Origin of the sequence: Pseudomonas kilonensis (genome assembly GCF_001269885.1) — a bacterium.
GTDB classification, from domain to species: Bacteria; Pseudomonadota; Gammaproteobacteria; order Pseudomonadales; family Pseudomonadaceae; genus Aquipseudomonas; species Aquipseudomonas kilonensis.
The window spans coordinates 267,151-286,706 of sequence record NZ_LHVH01000034.1 but is presented as its reverse complement, the minus strand read 5'-3'; the positions used below and the strand labels follow the sequence as shown (position 1 = coordinate 286,706).

General features: G+C 60.5%; 17 protein-coding genes. 11 read left to right on the top strand and 6 right to left on the bottom strand.

What is annotated here, in order from left to right; translation table 11 throughout:
- Positions 1-233 precede the first annotated feature (233 nt).
- The 8 genes from AD662_RS25430 to AD662_RS25395 all read left to right on the top strand — a co-directional run bounded on the left by AD662_RS25430 (position 234) and on the right by AD662_RS25395 (position 7,129).
- A complete protein-coding gene (locus tag AD662_RS25430; RefSeq protein ID WP_053177781.1) occupies positions 234-1,181 on the top strand; it encodes an IS110 family RNA-guided transposase in 948 nt (315 codons plus the stop codon).
- 243 nt (positions 1,182-1,424) lie between these two features.
- Complete coding sequence (locus AD662_RS25425; RefSeq protein ID WP_139213031.1) at positions 1,425-2,006, top strand: YjfI family protein; 582 nt, start codon at positions 1,425-1,427, stop codon at positions 2,004-2,006.
- 22 nt (positions 2,007-2,028) lie between these two features.
- Complete coding sequence (locus AD662_RS25420) at positions 2,029-2,727, top strand: PspA/IM30 family protein (protein WP_018612575.1); 699 nt, start codon at positions 2,029-2,031, stop codon at positions 2,725-2,727.
- Between the two features lie 383 nt (positions 2,728-3,110).
- Positions 3,111-4,145, top strand: coding sequence for an ion channel (locus AD662_RS25415; RefSeq protein ID WP_018612574.1), 1,035 nt, complete (start codon positions 3,111-3,113; stop codon positions 4,143-4,145).
- A complete protein-coding gene (locus AD662_RS25410; protein WP_053189943.1) occupies positions 4,132-4,794 on the top strand; it encodes a DUF2491 family protein in 663 nt (220 codons plus the stop codon). The genes AD662_RS25415 and AD662_RS25410 overlap by 14 nt, the downstream gene beginning before the upstream one ends.
- A 15-nt stretch (positions 4,795-4,809) precedes the next feature.
- A complete protein-coding gene (locus AD662_RS25405; RefSeq protein WP_018612572.1) occupies positions 4,810-5,238 on the top strand; it encodes a DUF350 domain-containing protein in 429 nt (142 codons plus the stop codon).
- Between the two features lie 19 nt (positions 5,239-5,257).
- Positions 5,258-5,959: a DUF1190 domain-containing protein gene (locus AD662_RS25400; RefSeq protein ID WP_053189942.1), complete on the top strand. Its 702-nt coding sequence runs from the start codon at positions 5,258-5,260 to the stop codon at positions 5,957-5,959.
- 12 nt (positions 5,960-5,971) lie between these two features.
- Positions 5,972-7,129: a glutathionylspermidine synthase family protein gene (locus AD662_RS25395; protein WP_024619934.1), complete on the top strand. Its 1,158-nt coding sequence runs from the start codon at positions 5,972-5,974 to the stop codon at positions 7,127-7,129.
- A gap of 141 nt (positions 7,130-7,270) precedes the next feature.
- On the opposite strand, the gene AD662_RS25390 is transcribed toward AD662_RS25395, so the two are convergent.
- The 6 genes from AD662_RS25390 to AD662_RS25365 all read right to left on the bottom strand — a co-directional run bounded on the left by AD662_RS25390 (position 7,271) and on the right by AD662_RS25365 (position 13,201).
- Complete coding sequence (locus AD662_RS25390; protein ID WP_003205974.1) at positions 7,271-8,203, bottom strand: phosphatidate cytidylyltransferase; 933 nt, start codon at positions 8,201-8,203, stop codon at positions 7,271-7,273.
- A gap of 1 nt (position 8,204) precedes the next feature.
- Entirely contained in the window at positions 8,205-8,825 is a 621-nt protein-coding gene (locus AD662_RS25385; RefSeq protein ID WP_018612566.1) for a lysophospholipid acyltransferase family protein, read from the bottom strand.
- A gap of 195 nt (positions 8,826-9,020) precedes the next feature.
- Positions 9,021-9,476, bottom strand: a complete 456-nt coding sequence (locus tag AD662_RS25380) for a hypothetical protein (RefSeq protein WP_018612563.1) — start codon at positions 9,474-9,476, stop codon at positions 9,021-9,023.
- Positions 9,466-10,809: a phosphatase PAP2/dual specificity phosphatase family protein gene (locus tag AD662_RS25375; protein WP_053189941.1), complete on the bottom strand. Its 1,344-nt coding sequence runs from the start codon at positions 10,807-10,809 to the stop codon at positions 9,466-9,468. The genes AD662_RS25380 and AD662_RS25375 overlap by 11 nt, the downstream gene beginning before the upstream one ends.
- Entirely contained in the window at positions 10,809-12,566 is a 1,758-nt protein-coding gene (locus tag AD662_RS25370) for a bifunctional alpha/beta hydrolase/class I SAM-dependent methyltransferase (RefSeq protein WP_053189940.1), read from the bottom strand. The genes AD662_RS25375 and AD662_RS25370 overlap by 1 nt, the downstream gene beginning before the upstream one ends.
- Before the next feature lie 11 nt (positions 12,567-12,577).
- Positions 12,578-13,201 (bottom strand): CDP-alcohol phosphatidyltransferase family protein, encoded by a 624-nt coding sequence (locus AD662_RS25365; RefSeq protein ID WP_024619064.1) that lies wholly within the window; start codon positions 13,199-13,201, stop codon positions 12,578-12,580.
- Positions 13,202-13,597: 396 nt separating this feature from the next.
- Here AD662_RS25365 and AD662_RS25360 point away from each other — a divergent pair, with 396 nt between their 5' ends.
- The 3 genes from AD662_RS25360 (at position 13,598) to AD662_RS25350 (ending at position 19,448) form a co-directional block, all read left to right on the top strand.
- Complete coding sequence (locus tag AD662_RS25360) at positions 13,598-14,056, top strand: GNAT family N-acetyltransferase (protein ID WP_018612551.1); 459 nt, start codon at positions 13,598-13,600, stop codon at positions 14,054-14,056.
- A 134-nt stretch (positions 14,057-14,190) separates the two neighbouring features.
- Complete coding sequence (locus tag AD662_RS25355; protein WP_053189939.1) at positions 14,191-19,056, top strand: RHS repeat-associated core domain-containing protein; 4,866 nt, start codon at positions 14,191-14,193, stop codon at positions 19,054-19,056.
- Positions 19,053-19,448, top strand: coding sequence for a hypothetical protein (locus tag AD662_RS25350; RefSeq protein WP_053189938.1), 396 nt, complete (start codon positions 19,053-19,055; stop codon positions 19,446-19,448). Before AD662_RS25355 ends, AD662_RS25350 begins: the two co-directional genes overlap by 4 nt.
- Positions 19,449-19,556: the final 108 nt, after the last annotated feature.

The following is a 19,556-nucleotide window of genomic DNA, read 5'->3' as shown; positions in this document are numbered from 1 at the left end:
TGACAGGGCGCCATCGCGAGCAAGCTCGCTTGGATGGTAGGACTTGAGGAGAGGAGGAGGGAAAAAGCTCGATTCTGACTGTGCGCGCAGTGCAGACCGTGGGAGATTTCACCCCTCCTCCTTTCACCCAAGCGCCGATAAAGAATGCATCTGGCCTAGACCGACGATAGGAACAAGCCTGCGCCTCTGGGTGAACCCTTCAAGTGTTCAAACCTTAGCCCGGAGGATTTTCAATGGCAATGCCGGTTTCTGTCGCAAAGCCGATCGTGGGTGTTGATGTCGCCAAAGATGAGTTAGTGATTTATCACGCAGAAACAGATCGACTGGAAGCGATCCCCAACACCAAAGCTGCGATCAAGAAGTGGCTCAAGGAGCTGCCCGCGCCAGTGGATGTCGCCATCGAAGCCACCAATATCTATCACCAGGAATTCGCCGACCTGGCTTATGCGCAAGGCTGTGTGATCTACATGATCGGCGGCTACGAGCTCAGCCATTACCGCAAAGGTGTGAAAGTTCGCGCTAAAACCGATGCGCTGGATGCTCGGTTGTTGGCTCGCTACTTGAACAACGAAGGCCACCAGTTGCACCCGTGGACTCCGCCTTCGCCCCTGTATTGCCGTCTTATAAGCCTTTTCCGGCGCCGGGCAGCCTTGGTCCAGGCGCGTGTCAGCCTCAAGCAAAGTTGGTCCAACGAACCGTTGCTCAAAACGGCGTTTGAGCACCAGATAAAGGCCATGCAACGACTGGAAATCTTGCTCGAGAAAACAATCCAGACGCAGTTGGAAGCAGCTGGCTTGGGCGCTCAGCTCAAGCGTTGCATGAAAGTCGAAGGCATTGGCCTATTGAGCGGTGCCCGTTTGCTCACGTCGTTTCAGCGTGGAGATTTCAGAAATGCCGATGCCTTCATCGCTTTTCTGGGCCTAGACCTGCGTATATCGGATTCTGGGAAAAAGAAGGGACGCCGCTGCTTGTCTAAGCGAGGTGACCCAGAGGCACGTCGATTGATGCATAACGCCGCGATGTCGGCGAGGCGCACAGCGGCATGGAAGGGTTTTTATGAGGCACTGAGGGCCCGGGGACTCAGCACAACCGAAGCATTAGTGGCACTGGCCCGCAAGCTTGCCCGAGTGGTATTCGCCCTGCTGAAGAACCAGAGCGAATACTTACCGAAAGGCATTTAAGGGGTAGCCCCGTACCATAGAATCTCCCACAGGGGGATCAGTTGCTAAAAAAATCTCACGCGTGAGCTATTGTGAGGTTTCGAAAGTACCTGTAGTGTTTATCACGCGTGAGTTTTTCACAGTGGGGTCAGTAGCATGTCAACCAGCTCTCCATCAGATCCGCCAGACGGGTCTGTGACCGATTCAGCGAGCCGCACGGGAGAGCGCGCCAAACCCTCCGCGAAAAAACCGTCGAGCTTCTACATGAAGCAGATGCGCGCGGGCCTGAGTGCCGCCGGGTATGTGAAACACGAGACTTGGGTGCTTCCCGAAAACCGAAGCCTGCTCAAGCAAATGGAGAAACAGCTACGCCAACCGATTCTGGCTGGCTCATTCATGTCGGAGGATTACATGAGCGCAGGTAACAACTGGAACATCGATCGCCTCTACAGCGCCCTTCAGGCCCTGGACGAAGTGGTCGCGAACGACATCACTCTCTCTCTCGTTCAAGGCTCCGAGTCCAGCATCAAGCTGGAAATGAATGACTTCGGTGGCTTGCCGATCTACATCGCAGTGGTGGGCGACCAGGTCATCGTCGATACCGTCCTGGTGGACGTCGAGTCGATCAACGACGTCGCGGCCTTCAATGACGCCGTGCTGCGCAGCCGGGAGATGTTCCCGCTGTCGTCCATCGGCATCGAGACCATGCCCAACGGACAGGTCGTCTACAACATGTTCGGTGCGTTGAGCGCAGGCTCCAGCCTGACCAACGTCGTCACCGAGGTCAAAACCCTCGTCGACAACGTCCAGCGCGCCAGCGAAGCCTTCGAACGCTTCTTCATTTAATTCGCCGAATAGGAACCATCCAATGACTCAGTCCATCTGGAGCAAGTTGTTCACCGCACTGCGTGGCGGTGCCAACGAAGTCGGCGAATCGATCGTCGACCAACAGGCCCTGCGCATCCTCGACCAGGAAATTCGCGATGCCGACAGCGCGCTGGCCAACGCCAAGCGTGAGCTGGTCACCATCATGGCCAAGCACAAACTGGCGACTGATCGCGTCGGCGAATACAACGCCAAGATCAAGGACCTGGAAGCCAAGGCCCTGGCCGCGATCCAGGCCAACCGCGAAGACCTGGCGCTGGAAGTGGCCGAAGCCATTTCGACCCTGACCAACGAACTGGACGCCGAGCAGAAGCACGCGACCGAATTCGGCGGCTACGCGGACAACATGCGCAAAGACATCACCAAGGCCGAAAGCCGGATCAAGAGCCTGCGTCAGCAAGTGGACATGGCCAAGGCCCGCGAAAGCGTACAGAAGGCCCAGGTCAGTGCTTCGATCGCCAGCGGCGGCGCCAATGGCAAGCTGGAAACCGCCGTCGGTACGCTCAACCGCCTGCAGGCCAAGCAACAGCAACGTGCCGCTGAACTGCAAGCCCAGGACGAACTGGCCGACGCTTCGACCGGCTCCGACCTGGAGCGCAAGCTGCGCGACGCCGGCATCACGCCGAACGAAGGCAGCGCCAATGCGATCCTGGAACGTTTGAAGAAAAAATCGGCTGAGTGATCGGATGGGGCTTGCCTTGGTGAAGACCCGCCAAGGCAAGCCAGGCCAGGCACAGACCTTGTGGCGAGGGGATTTATCCCCGCTGGACTGCGAAGCAGCCCCAAAGCTGCGTGCTCCATCCAGCTGACACACCGAGGTGTCAGCTTTTAGGGCCGCTGCGCAGCCCAGCGGGGATAAATCCCCTCGCCACAGGTTTTGTGCTCGGCATCGGGTTTTTTGTGTCTGAGTCCTGCTTTCCAGAAAATCGTCCGATTTATTGTCACCAAAGCACTTTTATCAAAACCGCACAGCAGGTTTAATGCTGTCCGGCCACTACGCTCGAGCACTCAGGTGCCAGAGCGATGATCCCGCCAGGAACGAAGCCCCACGGAGTCAGGGACGAAATGTCGATTTTCCTTTTGTTGCGCACCTACGCGTCGTCCTTCTTTCATCGGTTCGGCTGGGCGGGCCTGGCCATTGCGGTGGGCTTGCACCTGTCCACGGCCTGGATCGGCCTGGTGCTGCTGGGCGAGCAACACCTCATCGCCGCCGCCACGTTTATCTACTTCTATCTCACCACCACGCTCACCGTCGGCTATGGCGATCTGTTGCCACAGACATCCGCCGGGCGAATTTTCGTGGCGACCTGGATCATGCTCGGGGGCATTGCCCTGTTGACGACGGTCATCGGCAAAACCACCAGCAGTGTCATCGATGTATGGAGAAAAGGCATGAAGGGCAAAGGCGATTTCACCGGTAAAGTCGGCCACACGGTTCTCATCGGCTGGGAGGGCGCCTCCAGCGAGCGGGTCATCGAATTGCTGCTGCAGGACGAAACGTCCAATGACAACCTGATCGTCATCTGCGATTGCGATCTCGAAGAAAACCCCATGCCCGGCAAGACCTCGTTCATCAAGGGCGACAGCCTGTCCTCCGTCGCGCTGTTGCAGCGTGCCGGCGTGCCAGGCGCCGAACGCGTGCTGGTGCGAACCCATTCCGACGACCTGACCCTGGCCACCGTGCTGGCGGTCAATCAATTGGGGCCTGCCGGGCACGTGGTCGCACACTTCAATGACAGCGAAATCGCCGCCCTTGCCAGCGCTTATGCGCCGAGCCTGGAATGCACCTCCAGCATGGCCATCGAAATGCTGGTGCGTGCCTCCCAGGACCCGGGCTCGTCCGTGGTCATCAATGAATTGCTCTGCGTCGGCCAAGGCGCCACCCAGTACCTGATGAAGCTCCCCGAGGCGTTTGAAGCGACGTTCGGCGATCTCTATACCCGGATGAAAGAGCAGCACAACGCTACGCTGATCGGCTACCGCGCCCAGGGCGCCCGCCAGCCGTCGATCAACCCGCCCGGCGCCACCCGCGTCGTGGGCGGAGAACTCTTCTACATCGCCTCCACGCGTCTCAAGGAAATTTCCCATGGGGTGGTTTAAACAGTTGATGGGGCTTGAAGCCCCGAACGCGAACACGACAGCCAGCAATAATTCGCCTGTCACCGGGCCGCTGGGCCTGGCCTCCGGCAAGCAGGTCATGTTCGACTCCACGCTCAAGTTGTTGCTCGACGGCAACAGCGCCGTGGTCATCCCCGGCTCCCAACAGATCTGGAGCCTGGGCATCGTCGACCTCGGGCAGTCGAACTGGCTGTCGCGTTGCTACATGAACGACGAAGACTACTGGCTGCAAGTGCACACCAGCGGCGACATCGCCGGGCAGGTCGAGTCGGTGATCCTGTTCAACTACCTCAGCTACGTCACGATCAACAGCGAAGCGGAGTTGCGTCGCCTGGCCGGCCCTGAAAGCTTGATCGGCCTGCCGACCTACACCCACGACGGCGTCGAGTACACCCGCGAATGGGGCACCGAGGCGGGCCAGACAGAGTTGGTGGGGATGAGCGAGCGCGTGAGCAACCCGGATGAGTCCTACAGCGTCGAGCACCGTTCGATGCTGTACGCCCGCGACACCGGCCTGACGGATCGCCGGGAGTTCCTGCTGTTCTCCGTTGAAGAAGATGCCGAAGGCACCGTCAGCCTGAGCACTTCGCTGGGTATTTCGCTGTACACCACTGACCTGAACACTCTTTGAATAAGGAAGAAATCCATGCTTGAAGCGCTCTCCATTTCCCTGAACAAGGCCGCCGTGTTCGGCTTCGTCCTGTACATCCTCGGCGCCGCCGTGCTGTTCGCGCTGTTCCAGTTCATCTACATCCATGTCACGCCGCACAAGGAGTTCGAGCTGATCCGCTCGGGCAACGTGGCTGCGGCGATCGCCCTGAGCGGTGCCCTCATTGGTTTCGCCATCCCGGCCAGCAACGTGATTGCCTATTCGATCAGCCTGCTGGATTTCGTCGTCTGGGCGGTGATCGCCGCTGCCGTCCAGTTGTTGGCGTTCCTGGTGACCAGCCTGGTGCTCAAGGGCGCTTCCGCGCGCATCAAGAACGGTGAAATCGCCGCCGGTATCTATATCGCCGCCGTGGCCATCAGCGTCGGCATGTTGAACGCCGCGTGCATGACGCCTTCCACGAACTGATTGCGCCACGGAGATCCCGATGAAACGAAGCAAGTACGTCCAGCTTTCGCTGGCCGCGTCGGTCGCCCTGGCGATATCCGGCTGCGGGCCAACGGAAAAAACCTACAAGTTGCAGAAAAAGTACCACTTCCAGTCCGTCCAGCAATGTGTCGATGAAAAGCTGCCGGTGGACATTTGCGCCGACGCCTACATGAGCGCCATGAGCGAGCATCGTCGCATCGCGCCGGTGTACGACAGCCAGGCCGATTGCGATGCCGACTTCGTGCCCGATTGGTGCCAGCAGGACTCGGCCGGCAAGTTCCTTCCCAAGCTGGGTGGTTTCGAGCTGAACGCCGATGGCGAAGTCACGCAGTCCGAGGTCGATGCCGCCCGGGCCAAGTTGCCGGCTTCGGAAGCGAACGTCGGTGGTTCAGGCTTCGGCAACCTGCTGACCGGCATGCTGATCGGCAACATGTTGAGCAGCAACCGCAGCAGCTATTACTCCGAGCCGGTCTACCGCTACCGCGATGATCGCGGCAGCTTCGGGTCCTCGACCCTCAGCCAGCGGGTGTCCAGTGGCTCGACCTTTACCAAGTCCAACCAGGCGCGGTACGGCAGCTACACCGACTCCATCAAGAGCAGCAAGGCGATGGCCGTCGCGTCCTCCACGTCTCGTGGCGGTTTCGGCAGCAAGTCCAGTGCCCGCAGCGGTTGGGGCGGTTCGAGCAGCTCCGGCGGTTGAGGAACCAGCGCCATGAAGAAGATCCATTGCGCAGAACGTCATGACTGGAAACAGACCGCCGAGCAGCTCGGCTTTCTGTTCCACACCATCGACGACGAACCCTATTGGGACGAAAGCGCGTACTACCAGTTCACCCTCAAGCAGATCGAGGACGACCTGGAAGACCCGACTACCGAGATCCATGACATGTGCATGGACCTCGTGGCCCGCGTGGTCCAGAGCGAAGAACTGCTGGAGCGCCTGAGCATTCCAGCGCCGTTCTTCGACCTGGTGCGCACTTCATGGCTGGAAGGTCACCCGCACCTGTATGGGCGCATGGATTTCTCCTACAACGGCACGGGCCCCGCCAAGCTGTTGGAGCTCAACTACGACACGCCGACCAGCCTCTACGAGGCGGCGGCGTTCCAGTGGGGCTGGCTGGAGCAATGCATCGAGCGCGGTTTGCTGCCCAAGCATGCCGACCAGTTCAACAGCATCGACACCAAGCTGCACCAGGCCTTCGCCCAGTTGCAGCTCAAAGAGCCGTTTTATTTCGCCTCGATGAAAGGCTCGGTGGAAGACAAGGGCACCACGGACTACTTGCGCCTGGTCGCGGAAAAAGTCGGCATTGAATCGCGGCACATCGATGTCGAAGACATCGGCCTCAACAGTGACGGGCGTTTTGTTGATCTGGAAGAGCGCTGGATTCCGCACCTGTTCAAGCTGCACGCCTGGGAGTTCATCTTCCACGAGCCGTTTGGTGAAGCGATTGCCCAGTGCGATACGCAGTTTTTCGAGCCGGCCTGGAAGTCCATCATCTCCAACAAAGGCATCCTGCCGTTGCTGTGGGAATTCAACAAAGGCCACCCGAACCTGCTCGCGGCCCATCTGGATACCGACACCAGCAAAGCGGTGCCCAAGGGCTGGGTGCGCAAGCCGTTCTTTTCCCGGGAAGGCGCCAACATCGAGCTGCAAACCGCTGATGGCCTGATCGTAAAAGAAGACGGCCCCTACACCGACGCGCCGTTCATCCTCCAGGAATTCGCGCCACTGCCACGCTTTGGCGACAGCTACACCCTGATCGGCTCCTGGGTCATCGGCGACCAGGCGGCAGGCATCGGCGTGCGGGAAGACAACAGCCTGATCACCAAGGATTCCAGCCGGTTCCTGCCGCACCTGATCCTTGACTGATTCTCTGGGTTAAGCACTGAACCCCTGTGGGAGCGGGCTTGCTCGCGAAGATGGCAGCACAGTCAATATTGATGTCGCTTGATGCACCGCCTTCGCGAGCAAGCCCGCTCCCACAGGTTTAGGTTTCACCGAAGACTTTCCTCAGGTCCACCAGTACCGCACCAGGTGGAAGAAGATCGGCGCCGCGAAGCACACCGAATCCAACCGGTCGAGCATGCCGCCGTGGCCTTCGATCATGTGGCCCCAGTCCTTGACGCCGCGGTCGCGTTTGATTGCTGACATGACGATGCCGCCAGCAAACCCCAGCAAGTTGATCAGCAAGGCGATGAGGAACGACTGCCAAGGATTGAACGGCGTGATCCACCACAACGCGCCACCGATCAACGAGGCCAGGAAAATGCCGCCGACAAACCCTTCCACGGTTTTCGAGGGCGACAGGTTCGGCGCGATCTTGTGTTTGCCGAACAGCTTGCCGCAGACGTACTGCAACACATCCGAGAGCTGCACCACGATTACCAGGTACGCGATCAGCAACAGGTTGCGCCCTTCAAAGCCAGCGATGTCCAGCGTCAGCAGGGCGGGCACGAAGGAGATGCAGAACACCGCGATCATCAAGCCCCACTGGACCTTGGAAGCGCGCTCCAGGAAGTGCGTGCTGTCGCCGCCCAGGGACGCCAGGATCGGCAGCAGCAGGAACACATACACCGGAATGAAGATCGAAAACAGCCCGTACCAGTCGTAGTAGATCAACAGGTATTGCAGCGGCAGCGCCAGGTAGAACGCGGCCACCAGGGCCGGATAGTCGCTGCGCCGGGTGGGTGTGAGGGTCAGGAATTCCCGCAGGGCGTAGAACGACACCGCGTAGAACAACAGGATCACCGCCGCATTGCCGAGCCAGAACGCGATGCCGATCACCAGCACCATGATCCACCAGGCATTGATCCGGGCGTTGAGGTTGTCGATGACGGAGTTCGGCGCGCCTTTGGTCCGCAGCCTGAGAATGAAACCGATCAACGAAGCCAGCACCAGAATGGCGCCGATCCCGCCAAACAACATCAGGGTATATCGATCCATGTCAGACGTGCTCCGGGGCCAGTGCCAGCAGCGCGGCGCGGCTGCGTTCAAGAAATTGCTCTTTGCTTTCACCTTCTTCGATGCACAGTGGCGCGCCGAAACTGGTGGTGCACAACAGCGGCAGCGGCAGCACCCGGCCTTTGGGCATGACGCGGTTGAGGTTGGCGATCCACACCGGGATCACCTCGACCTCGGGATGGTTTTTCATCAAGTGATAGATCCCGCTCTTGAAGGGCAACAGGCCTTCTTCCGGATTGCGCGTGCCTTCCGGGAAGATGATCAGCGAGTCGCCGTTTGCCAACGCATCGAGCATCGGCTGCAATGGGCTGCTGGAAGGATCCTTGCGCTCGCGGTCCACCAGCACGCCGTTGAACACCCGGTTGATGATGTAGCGACGCATCGGGCTGGTTTGCCAATAGTCGGCTCCCGCTACCGGACGGGTGAGCTTGCGCAGCGTCGGCGGCAGCGAGGCCCAGAGCAACACGAAGTCACCGTGGCTGCTGTGGTTGGCGAAGTAGATCCGCTGCACCGGCGTCGGCGCGCAGCCGAGCCACAGGCTGCGAGCGCCCGTGACCATGCGGGCGGCGGAGGTGATGAGGTTGGCGACCACGGGTTCGAACATGAGGATTCCTTGTCCTGAGAAACATAAGCATAACTGTGGCGAGGGAGCACACCCTTTGTGGCGAGGGGATTTATCCCCGTTGGGCTGCGCAGCAGCCCTAAAGCAGTTAACTCAATCTTCTTGGCACACCGAGGTGCCTGGTTGGGGGCTGCTGCGCAGCCCAGCGGGGATAAATCCCCTCGCCACAAAAACTTCCTACATACCTGAAGCTAACCAGGGACTGGCCAGGATGAAGCCCAGCACCAAGACAACTTGTATGGCCAGCAACCGCGATTGCCGACGCAGCAGCAACAACGCACCGTGCCGGCGTTCGGTCCAGAGACGGCCGGCGCGTTCGGCCGGTTGCAGGCCCAGCGAGGTGAGGGCTTGGTCCAAGGTATAGGTGCGTTCGGCCAGGGATTGGGTGCTGTCAGCCATGCGCTGAAACAGATCGGCATCGAATGCCACGCGCAGCGCCCAGTATTTCTCCAGCACGCCGAGGACGATCAGTGTGGCACTCAGCAGCAGCAACCACGGATCGATGACGCCCACCAGCCATTGGCCCAGTCCTACCAGTGCTGCCAGCAGCGTCAGCCCGGTGGAAAACTGGTCCAGCGAATGCCCTCGGCGCAACAGGCTTGCCACGGTGTGGAGTTCCATATCAGTGATCATGGTCATTTCCCGGCGTTGTGGATAACTGTTCCAGCGCTCGACGGTGCGCCGCGTGCAAGACGATACGCGGTCGAGCGCGCTGGATTTGCACGATTGCCGCGTCAACGTTCGCTGCCCGCCCACTGTGCAACAACCAGGCAACCACCGCCGTGGCGCTGCGTGAATAACCCAGGGCGCAGCAGACCAGCACCGGCCCGTGCTGGCGCAGGCTTTCGATGGCCTGTGCCGCGTTCAGGCATTGCTCGGCGGTCGGTGCCGTCAGGTCGAGCACCGGCAACGAGCGATAGGCAACGCCCGTGCTGTCCATGGACAGTTCCGCGCAGAGGTCGAGCACCCCGGTAAACGCACTGTCCTTCAGCTCCATCGGCGTGGGGATGCGCCCCAGCCAGACGTTATCCGCCACCTGGTCCGGCTGCGGATGCTTGCGCGTCCAGCAACGGGAGTTGATCCACGCCGCCGCGAGGTAAGGTGCCAGCAACCAGCGCGCTGCCGGACTCAAGCGGCCATCGGCACGCTTCTGGAAACCGTCGGCACCGAACAGCAGGTAATTCAGCGCCACCATGAGCACCGCGACCGCCGGCCAGATCAGCCAAAGCCACGCGCCGCCCAAGGCAAACGCCGGGATGAACAGCGCCGCCGCGCCCACGCCATAACGCAAGGCCAAGCGCCGACGGGCAGGGTCCGCCGCCAGACGCGCACTCAGCAGCGGACTCGGACGGTCCAGCGGCCACAACCAGACACACAGCCAGCCGGCCAACGCGCCCGTGGGCAGGTCAATGAAGTGATGTTGATAAGTGGTCAGCACCGACACGCCGATCAACGCGAACCAACCGTGCATCACCCAGCGCCAGAAGCCCTGCAGATGCCGCTGATAGCAGACCCACAGCACCACCAGCAACGCGATGTGCAGCGACGGCGCCTGATTGAACGGCTTGTCGAAACCCGCCAGCACTTCGAACAACCAACCAAACACCCCGTCCATTTCCGGGCGGGGGAAGGTGAAGCGCAACGGCCAGAGCAAAAAGCAACTGACCGCAATCACCTGCGCCGTAAGCAGGCGCAAGGCGTGGCGCTTGAGTTCGTCACGGCTGGTGGGCAACAGCAAGGACAGGCCGTACAGCAGATCAATCGACCAGTACGGCACGATGGTCCAGGCCATGAACGGCATGTGGCTTTCCCAGGCGAACACCAGCGTGCCGACGTCGTCACGCTGGGACGTGACCCAGGTGGCGAAGCCGTAAGTGGTGAAGAACAGCGGCGCCAGCAACAGCAGCCACAGCACCGCCGGTTTCAGCAGTGCGGGCTCGCGGGCTGGAGCGATGACGGCGCTCATTACTGCACTCGCTGGGCCAGCGAAACGCTGAAAATGCCCCATTCATCGACCCGCAGGGTGATCTTGCGGAAGCCCGCCGCCTCAACCAATTGATCCATCTCCGCCTGTGTACGCCGACGCATCACCCAGGCCTGACCGGCGCGGTGGCTGGTGAGGGCGCGGGCGATCAGTTCCAGTTGCGGGTGCCACGGCTGGCCGGTGTAGACCAGGAAACCGCCAGGCTCCACGGCTTCGGCCAGGCCGGCGAGGGAACCACCGACCAGTTGGTTGTCGGCAAACAGCTCGTACAGACCCGACACCACGGCGAGGGTGGGTTTCGGCTCCAGCGCCGCCAGATCCTGGCGGTCGAAGGCGTCACCTTTGACGAATTGAGCGATGTCGCCCAAGCCTTTTTCAACGATCAGCGCACTGCCGTCGCGCACGTTGATGTCGCTGTAGTCGCGCAGCAGGATCGACTCGGGCAACGGGCTGACGCCTTGCAGCGCTTCGAGAATGTAGCGGCCATGGCCGGCGGCGATGTCGACGATGCGTACCTCGCGGTCTTGCGCACGCAATTCGGCCATCGCCAGGCGCAGCAGCTCCTCGACGTTCAGCTTGCGCTGGCGAATGCCACGCCAGCCGATGGAGTTCAGGTAGTTCTGGTCAATCATCTTGCCCAACGCCGACGTGCCGGTGGGGCGGTTGCGGTAGACGTAATCCAGGGTACTGCCGGAGTCGAACCCGGTGTCGAAGCCCAGCTTCACCCCGGCCGACAACTTGCTGCCAAAGCGCATGCTGGCGCGGGTCATGCGCCAGTAGAGGTCGCGCAGCGAGTTGTGCGGCAGCGGCGTGGCCAGGGTTTCGGCTTCGGCGCAGGTCGCGCCCAGGCGATCAGCGTCGAGCAGGGAAGGGCGGTCCAGCGGTCGGGCAAAGTTCTGCAGGATGAAGCGGCGGGCACTGGCAACGGCCGGCGCGCGGTTCTTCTCGCCGAGGGTGTCGTGGAAGAACCCCGGCAGGATGTGCTTCTCTTTGTGCAGGCTGCCCAGGCGCTCGAAGAACTGCTCCTGGGGTTTGCGGTGCACGACAAAGTCCGATCCGGAGATCAACAACTGCGTCGGCACCTGGATCGCCTGGGCATCGGCCACCACGCGGTCGGCGGCTTCGTACAGGCCCAGCAGCACGTTCACCGAAATGGCCTTGGTGATCAACGGATCGCTGTCGTAGGACGCCACGCGCTCCGGGTCATGGCTGAGGAATTTCGCCTTGACGTAGCTGTTGACGAAGAAATTGCCACGGAATTTGCGCATCAGCGCCAGGCCCGGACGGGCGAATGGCACGTAGAGCTTGACCTTGAACGCCGGCGAGGCCAGCACTAGCGAGCGAATGCGCGGCGCGTAGTCGTGGACCCAGGTGGACGCGATCACCGCGCCGACACTTTGTGCGACCACGGCGATGTTCGCTTCGTCGATCTGATGCGCCGCGCCGATGTGATCGCAGAAGGTCTGCACATCCCGCGCACTGGTGGCAAAACTCGGGCTGTCGCCCCGTTCGCCAGGCGACTGGCCATGGCCGCGCGCGTCCCAGGCAAAGAAGTCGAACCCGGGCAGGTCCAGTTCATCCACCAGGTGCGCAATGCGCCCGGAGTGTTCATGACCACGATGAAACAACAACACAGCTTGACGGGGCTCACCCGCCGCCGCGTCGACAGCCGGCCAGTGCCGGTAGAACAACTCTACGCCGTCAAAGGTAGTGAACGTCAGTTCCTGGGCTTCGCGCATTGCAAGTTCCTTTATGCTGAGGGAGCGTTTTCCTTCACTTGGCCCAGGCCATGACGGACCCGGTTGACCAAGGTATAAACCAGCAGGGCGGCAACCACCGCCATCACACCATCTACCCAGAGCGCCCCGAGCCAACCCAGGGCAATGCCGGTCGCCAGCACGCCCAACACAAAGGCGCGATCACTCTTGCCCATCGGCCCGTCATAGCGCCGCGAAGCCCCCACCATTGCCCCCAGCACGCCGGCGTATTCGCTGAACAACGCCAACAGCGTGACCAACAACACGAGCAACAGACTGGAATCGGCAAACAGGGCAAAAGGCAGGATCAGGGCCGCGTCGGCGATGATATCGCATAGCTCATTGAGGTAGGCGCCCAGATGCGATTGCTGGCCAAACTCCCGCGCCAACATGCCATCAACGGCATTCAACGCCATGCGCAGGAACATCCAGATCGGCACCAGGACGAAGATCCACGGATGGTTGGCAAACCAGGCGATGACCGCGCCGACCAATACCGAAACGATGCCGGCGAGCACCGTGACCTGGTTGGCGGTGACACCGTTGTTGTAGAGGCGTTGAACCATGGGGCGCAGCAGGTTTTGAAAGGCGGGCTTGAGTTGGTAGATGGAGGGCATCGGGGTGAGATCTCGACCGGTTGCGGGGCTGGGCTTATACAGGTGCGAGATTACGATAGGTTGAGGGGTTGCAGGCGGGTATTTCTTGAGAATGAGTGCGGGTAGGCATCTATTCGCGTATTTATCTGCGCAAGACGCCTAGGAAACTGAAAAAAAACTGACCCTGTGGCGAGGGAGCTTGCTCCCGCTGGGCTGCGCAGCAGCCCCAAAGCCATTCAACGCGGTGACCGGGTAGGTTTACGACTGCTGCGCAGCCGAGCGGGAGCAAGCTCCCTCGCCACAATCCCGACCTCACCAAAATTCCCCTGTGGGAGCGAGCTTGCTCGCGATGGCGATACGGTAAACAAACAGATCTTCAGCTTTACCACCCAGAGAAACAGACAAGGAGTGTTTCAAATGCTGCAAATGGATTGGCTCACTAACCACATGGATAAAAGCGACCAGATGGCCGAGTGGCTCCATCGGGAGTTCAGTTATGAATTTGCCCAGCAATCCCTCGCCAGTTGGCAGCAGGAATTCGCTGCGGGGCAGCACGATGGCCGCTGGAAGTGCCTGATCGCCATGGAACACGACCAGTTGCTCGGCGGCGCTTCACTGGCCAGCCACGACCTGCCTGACCAGCCAGAGCTGGGCCCGTGGCTGGCGTGTGTGTTCATCACCCCAGAGGCTCGACGCAGAGGGCTTGCAGCGCAGTTGATCGAAGGCATCTGCAGCCATGCGCGAGAGGCTGGAATCATCACCTTGTTCCTGCACACCCACAGCCAGCGTGATTATTACGCCAAGCTGGGTTGGGACGTGCTGGAGCGTTTTGAGGCTTGGGGGAAAGAGCAGTGGCTGATGGCGCGGTGTTTATAGTCATCGGCGGGTTTTCCACACCAAGCGTCTAAATTTAGCGAATCGCCCTACATCCATTCCCTCTTTTCCTGACTTATTTCTCTCGCCATCGCAGGCAGAGTCTCGCGCCCACTCCTGCGCCGCGAGCTGCCTGCATGCCCGACTACGACAAAATCCTTGCCCAAGGCAACGTCATTGGTTCGCTGGTGATGGCAGTCATGGACCCCGAACAGCCGGATGTCGACGCGGTTTTCCAGGACTTTCGAACCTGCCTGAACGACTACGACGCCTGGGCTGAAAGCTTCTGGACCGGTTGGGCGTTGGATCTTGAGCAAGTGTTCAAGGTCGGCAACGAGGTGTCCCTGGCGGCGCCGAAAAACCTGGATAAACCCATCAGCGCCACGGTGGTGGCCTGCCCGGCGGAGGGGCCGCTGACGCTGGTGCACATGTTCCAGGCGGCGCGTTTCGTGCCGATTGGCGACACGCCGGTGATGCTGGAACCGGTCACCGGTGGCGAGCCGGGGAAGGAAACGTTCGGTGAGCCGATCCATCACGTAATCGGCCCCAGTGGCATCCTGGAAGTTTCTGAGTGCTGGCGAGGCCAGCGTTATCGCATCACCTTTTTTCCCCATGTAACGGCCGCTCACGTCAAGGCGTTGTACGCGTCTTACCAAGGTGTGATCGACGAACTTGAGGGCTGGCTGAAAGCGGAGTGGGAGCAGTTTCAACCGCTGTGGACGGAGTTTTCCGAGGCCGGGTTTCTCGAGCGTTACGGCGCGTTGCAGCAAGCCGATTGGCGCGGCTTCAAAAATGCCCTGCATCAGCTGTGGGATGACGTTAAACAGGTTTTCGGGCTGCTGGCCGACTTGCAGGCCAACAGCGAAAAGTTGCTGGAGTACCTGACTCAAGCCGAGCTTGAACAGCTACTGAGGGCGTCCTCCGAGGCGATCGCCAAAGGGCTGATGGTGTTGAGCGACGAGCCGTTGCTCTTCGTCCACGTGGCCGCGTTCACCAGTTGGGTACGAATGTTGCCGCCTCAGTACGCGGCCGAAGTTGTCGGAGAGCTGCGCGCTTCGGTACTGATCAATTTCCTGCTGATGCGTTTGACCGGGGGGCTGGGCCTGGGGCTGCGCATGAGCGGAAACGTGCTGGGCCGGGTCCGCTCGGAGCGGGCCCGGGAGTGGTTGCTGGCGTCGAGCCTGAGATTGGGCCAACTCACCCCCGATCGGCTCAATCAGCATGCCGATGTGCTCAAACCGTTGGTGGTCAGCCAGCGCGGACCTTTAAAACCGACGCCTGTCGGACCTTTGCACATCACCCCCGAACACTCTGCCCCCCTGTCCGTCAGCAATCCAGCCGCCGTGGCGCGAGAAAAATCCCAACCCTCTACACGCCTGAGCGAACACGAACCCCACGACGACGCCCCCACCCAGTCGAAAAACCCCAATGGCGACCCCGCCGACACCGCGGCCCAGACCCAGACCAGCGGCTGCCCGGTGTCGATGGTCACCGGCGAAGAACTGCTGACCCTCGACGATGGCACCCTCGATGGCCGCTTGCCGTTTGTCTTCACCCGTTTATACCGCACCAGCGCCGCCGACTTGGATGTCGGCCTCGGGCGTGGTTGGAGCCATGCCCTGGCCCATCGCTTGGAACTCGACGGCGAGCAGGTCACCTGGGTCGACCAGGAAAACCGCCGTACGACCTTTCCACTTCCCAACGCCCAACGTCCGGCGATCCACAACAGCCTGGCCCGCGCGGCGATTTACCTGGGCACTGAGCCGGACGAACTGATAGTCGCCCAACCCGGCGAAAACGCAGCATTTCTGCACTTTCGCGACGGCCACCTGAGCGGCCTCAGCGACCGCTACGACAACCGCCTGACCCTCCAGCGCAACATCCATGGCGACATCTGCCGTTTGGACAACGGCGCCGGGCGCGCCCTGCGCCTGCGTTACGAGCAGCGCCACCTGATTGCCGTCGATTACCAGAGCTTCCATCCCGCCATCACCCTCGACGAAGCCTGGCGGACTGAACAGACGCTGGTTTCCTACCGCTACGACGGACGTTTCCGACTGATCGAAGCGACCAATGCCGCCGGTGAAAGCGAGCGCTACGACTACGACGACCAACACGTCATCCTCCAGCGGCAACTGGCCGGCGGGGCGAGTTTTTATTGGGAATGGCAAGGCGTCGGCCCGGCGTCCCGCTGCGTACGGCATTGGGCCTCGTTTGCGCAGATGGACAGTCGCTACACCTGGGGCGAAGACGGCAGCGTCACGGTCCGGCACCTGGATGGCAGCCAGGAGGTGTATGTCCACGACGACCGGGCGCGGTTGGTGCGCAAGGTCGAGCCCGACGGCGGTGAGCACCTCAAGGCCTATGACGAACAAGGTCGCTTGATCGCCGAGCAGGACCCGCTGGGCGCGGTGACCGAATACCGCTACGACGACGTCGGACGGCTGGTGGCGCTGCTTCCCCCGGACGAGGCGCCAACGTCCTACGAATACCGCAACGGTTTCCTGCATACCCGTGCGCGCGGCAAGGCCGTGTGGAGCTACCGGCGCAATGCCCGCGGCGAGGTGATCGTCCTCATCGACCCGGACTGCCGGCGCACGGAATATGCCTACGACGCCCATGGGCAACTGCTGGCGACGTATGACCCGGACGGCGGCGAACATCGCTTCACCTGGAGTCGCCTGGGCCAACTGACCGAAGAGATCCTGCCCGACGGCAGTCGCCGGTGTTTTTCCTACGATGCCCTGGGGCGTTTACTCAGCCGCCAGGACGAACACGGCGCGCTCACGCACTACCAATGGGACGCCGTCGGCCGCCTGCTGCAGGTGACCTTGCCCAACGGTGCCACCCGGACCTGGCGCTACAACGCCTACGGCAAGGTCACCGCCGAGCGCGATGAACAGGGCCGTCTGACCCGCTATGAATACGCCGACGACCTGCACCTGGTCAGCCGTCGCCTGAACCCCGACGGCAGCGAGCTGAAGTACCGCTACGACTCGGCGCGGCTGTTGCTGACCGAAATTGAAAACGAATCCGGCGAAAAATATCAGCTGGATTACACGCCCAACGGCTTGATCCGACAGCAAGTCGGCTTCGACGGCCAACGCACCGCCTACGCCTACGACCTCAACGGCCACCTGCTGGAAAAAACCGAGCACGGCGAGGACGGTTCGCAACGGCTCACCCAGTACCAGCGCGACGCGGCTGGGCGGCTGCGGGTCAAGACCTTGCCCGACGGCCAGGCCATCGAATACCGCTACGACGAACTGGGCCGGCTGGTCCACGTCAACGACGGCAGTAACCATCCGCTGGCCTTCGAGTACGACGCCCAGGATCGGCTGGTCTGCGAGCACCAGGGCTGGGGCACCCTGCGTTATCGCTACGACGCTTGCGGGCGCCTCAACCACCTGCGCCTGCCGGACGACAGCCAACTCGACTACCACCATGCCCCAGGTGGCGCACTGACCGCCATCGACCTCAACGGCTCGCGCCTGACCGAACACCGCTTTGTCGGCGGTCGCGAACGGCAACGCCAGCAAGGCCGGCTGCTCAGCGACTACGACTACGACGAACAGGGCCGCCTCAAGGCCCAGACTGTGTGGCAGGCCCAGCAGCAACAACTGTTCTGGCGCGATTATGCCTACAGCGCCAAGGGCAACCTGCAAACCCTTTCCGACAACCGAAACCGCCGCAGCTACCAGTACGACCCGCTGGATCGCCTGACCCGCATCGACTTTTCCCACAGCGAACCGCCAGAACACTTCTGCCACGACCCGGCCGGCAACCTGCTGATGCAGGACCGCCCCGGCCCGACCACCCTCAAGGGCAACCGCCTGCTGAAGGAGGGCGACCGCCACTACGACTACGACGCCTTCGGCAACCTTGTTCGCGAACGCCGCGGCAAAGCCCAGTGCCTAATTACCGAGTACCGCTACGACAGCCAGCACCGCCTGATCGGCGTCACCACGGCGGATGGGCGGGAAACGTCCTACCGCTACGACGCCTTCGGCCGACGCATCAGCAAGACCGTGGACGGCCTGACCACGGAGTTTTTCTGGCAAGGCGACCAGGTCGTCGCCGAAAACAGCCCGCGCCACCACCGCAGCTACGTCTACGAACCCGACACCTTCCGCCCGCTGGCGATGCTCGATGGTGAAGGCCCGGAAAAAGCCACGCCGTTCTACTACCACCTCGATCACCTGGGCACGCCCCAGGAACTGACCAGCTACAGCGGCCAGATCGTCTGGTCGGCGCGCTACAACGGCTACGGCCAACTCACCGAACTGCAGCACGGCGGCGGCGAACAACTTGAGCAACCGCTGCGCTTCCAGGGCCAATACTTCGACCCCGAAAGCGGCCTGCACTACAACCGCCACCGCTACTACAATCCCGAGACCGGCCGCTATTTGACGCCTGACCCGAGCAAGTTGGTGGGCGGGCTCAATGGGTATCGGTACACCCTGAACCCGACGGGGTGGGTGGATCCGTTGGGGTTGGTGGATTGTCCGGGGAAGGGTGGGTGTAGGCCGGCGGTTGGGGTTGAGGATCCGGCGGTTAAGGTAGCTGCTGATCAAACGGAACCTAAACTACCTACTCCCAAAAAAGAGGAGGATTTCTTATATCGTGGTGATGAGCGAAATCCCGAAGACGTTTTTGAACATGGCTTTAAAAGCAAAGGTAAAAGCAAAAATTTGTTCTTGCATTCTATGGATAGTGACTCGCCTCCTAGTTATTACATTAGTACCTCCTACTCAAGAGATGTGGGGAAGAGGTTTGCTACCGGTGAGTACACTAAAATAGGGTATTTATACACGTTACAAAAAATTCCAGGGCACGATTTGCAAAAAGAGCTAGGGGGCGCATATTTGTTTGGGGCTGAAAAAGAGATTGCAATTCCAGGTCGTATTAAGAGTGAAGATGTGCTTGGCGCAACCTTGATACTTGATAGTGGGAAAGAGTTTGGCTATTCCATACCTAACCCTAACAGGAGAATAAAAAAATGATTTCTACGGTGGAGGTGTATATCTCTAGGGGGGGAGAAAAGGAAAAAACTTGTCTTGTGTGCGATTCTAAGAGAATCGCAATAACTTTTTCTGTGGCGGATGGTGTTGATAGAATATATTCGGGGGGTAACTTCTATAAATGTTTTGCGAGTCTTAGGCGAGATAATCCGGATGTGATTTTCTTTTGTAAGGGTGCTAAGAAAAATGTTCATCCGTCTGGAATGTCGGCACAGATGTCGCTTGGGCTAAAAGCGTATGAGCTGAGCATGGGTGTCGCTCCATCGCTCGATGATATTGTTTATATATTTGACTATGATGAAAATAACTTGGCAAGCGATCCGGGTGAGCAAGAAGCTTTCTTTAAAGAATGGGTTGAGTCTCGTTTGTTATAGCTATGAGTGTGAGATCGCAATTCCTGATCGGATGAGGGTGGAAGATATTATTGGGATCACTCTACTGGTTTGATCGTTCCCACGCTCCTGCGTGGGAATGCATCCCGT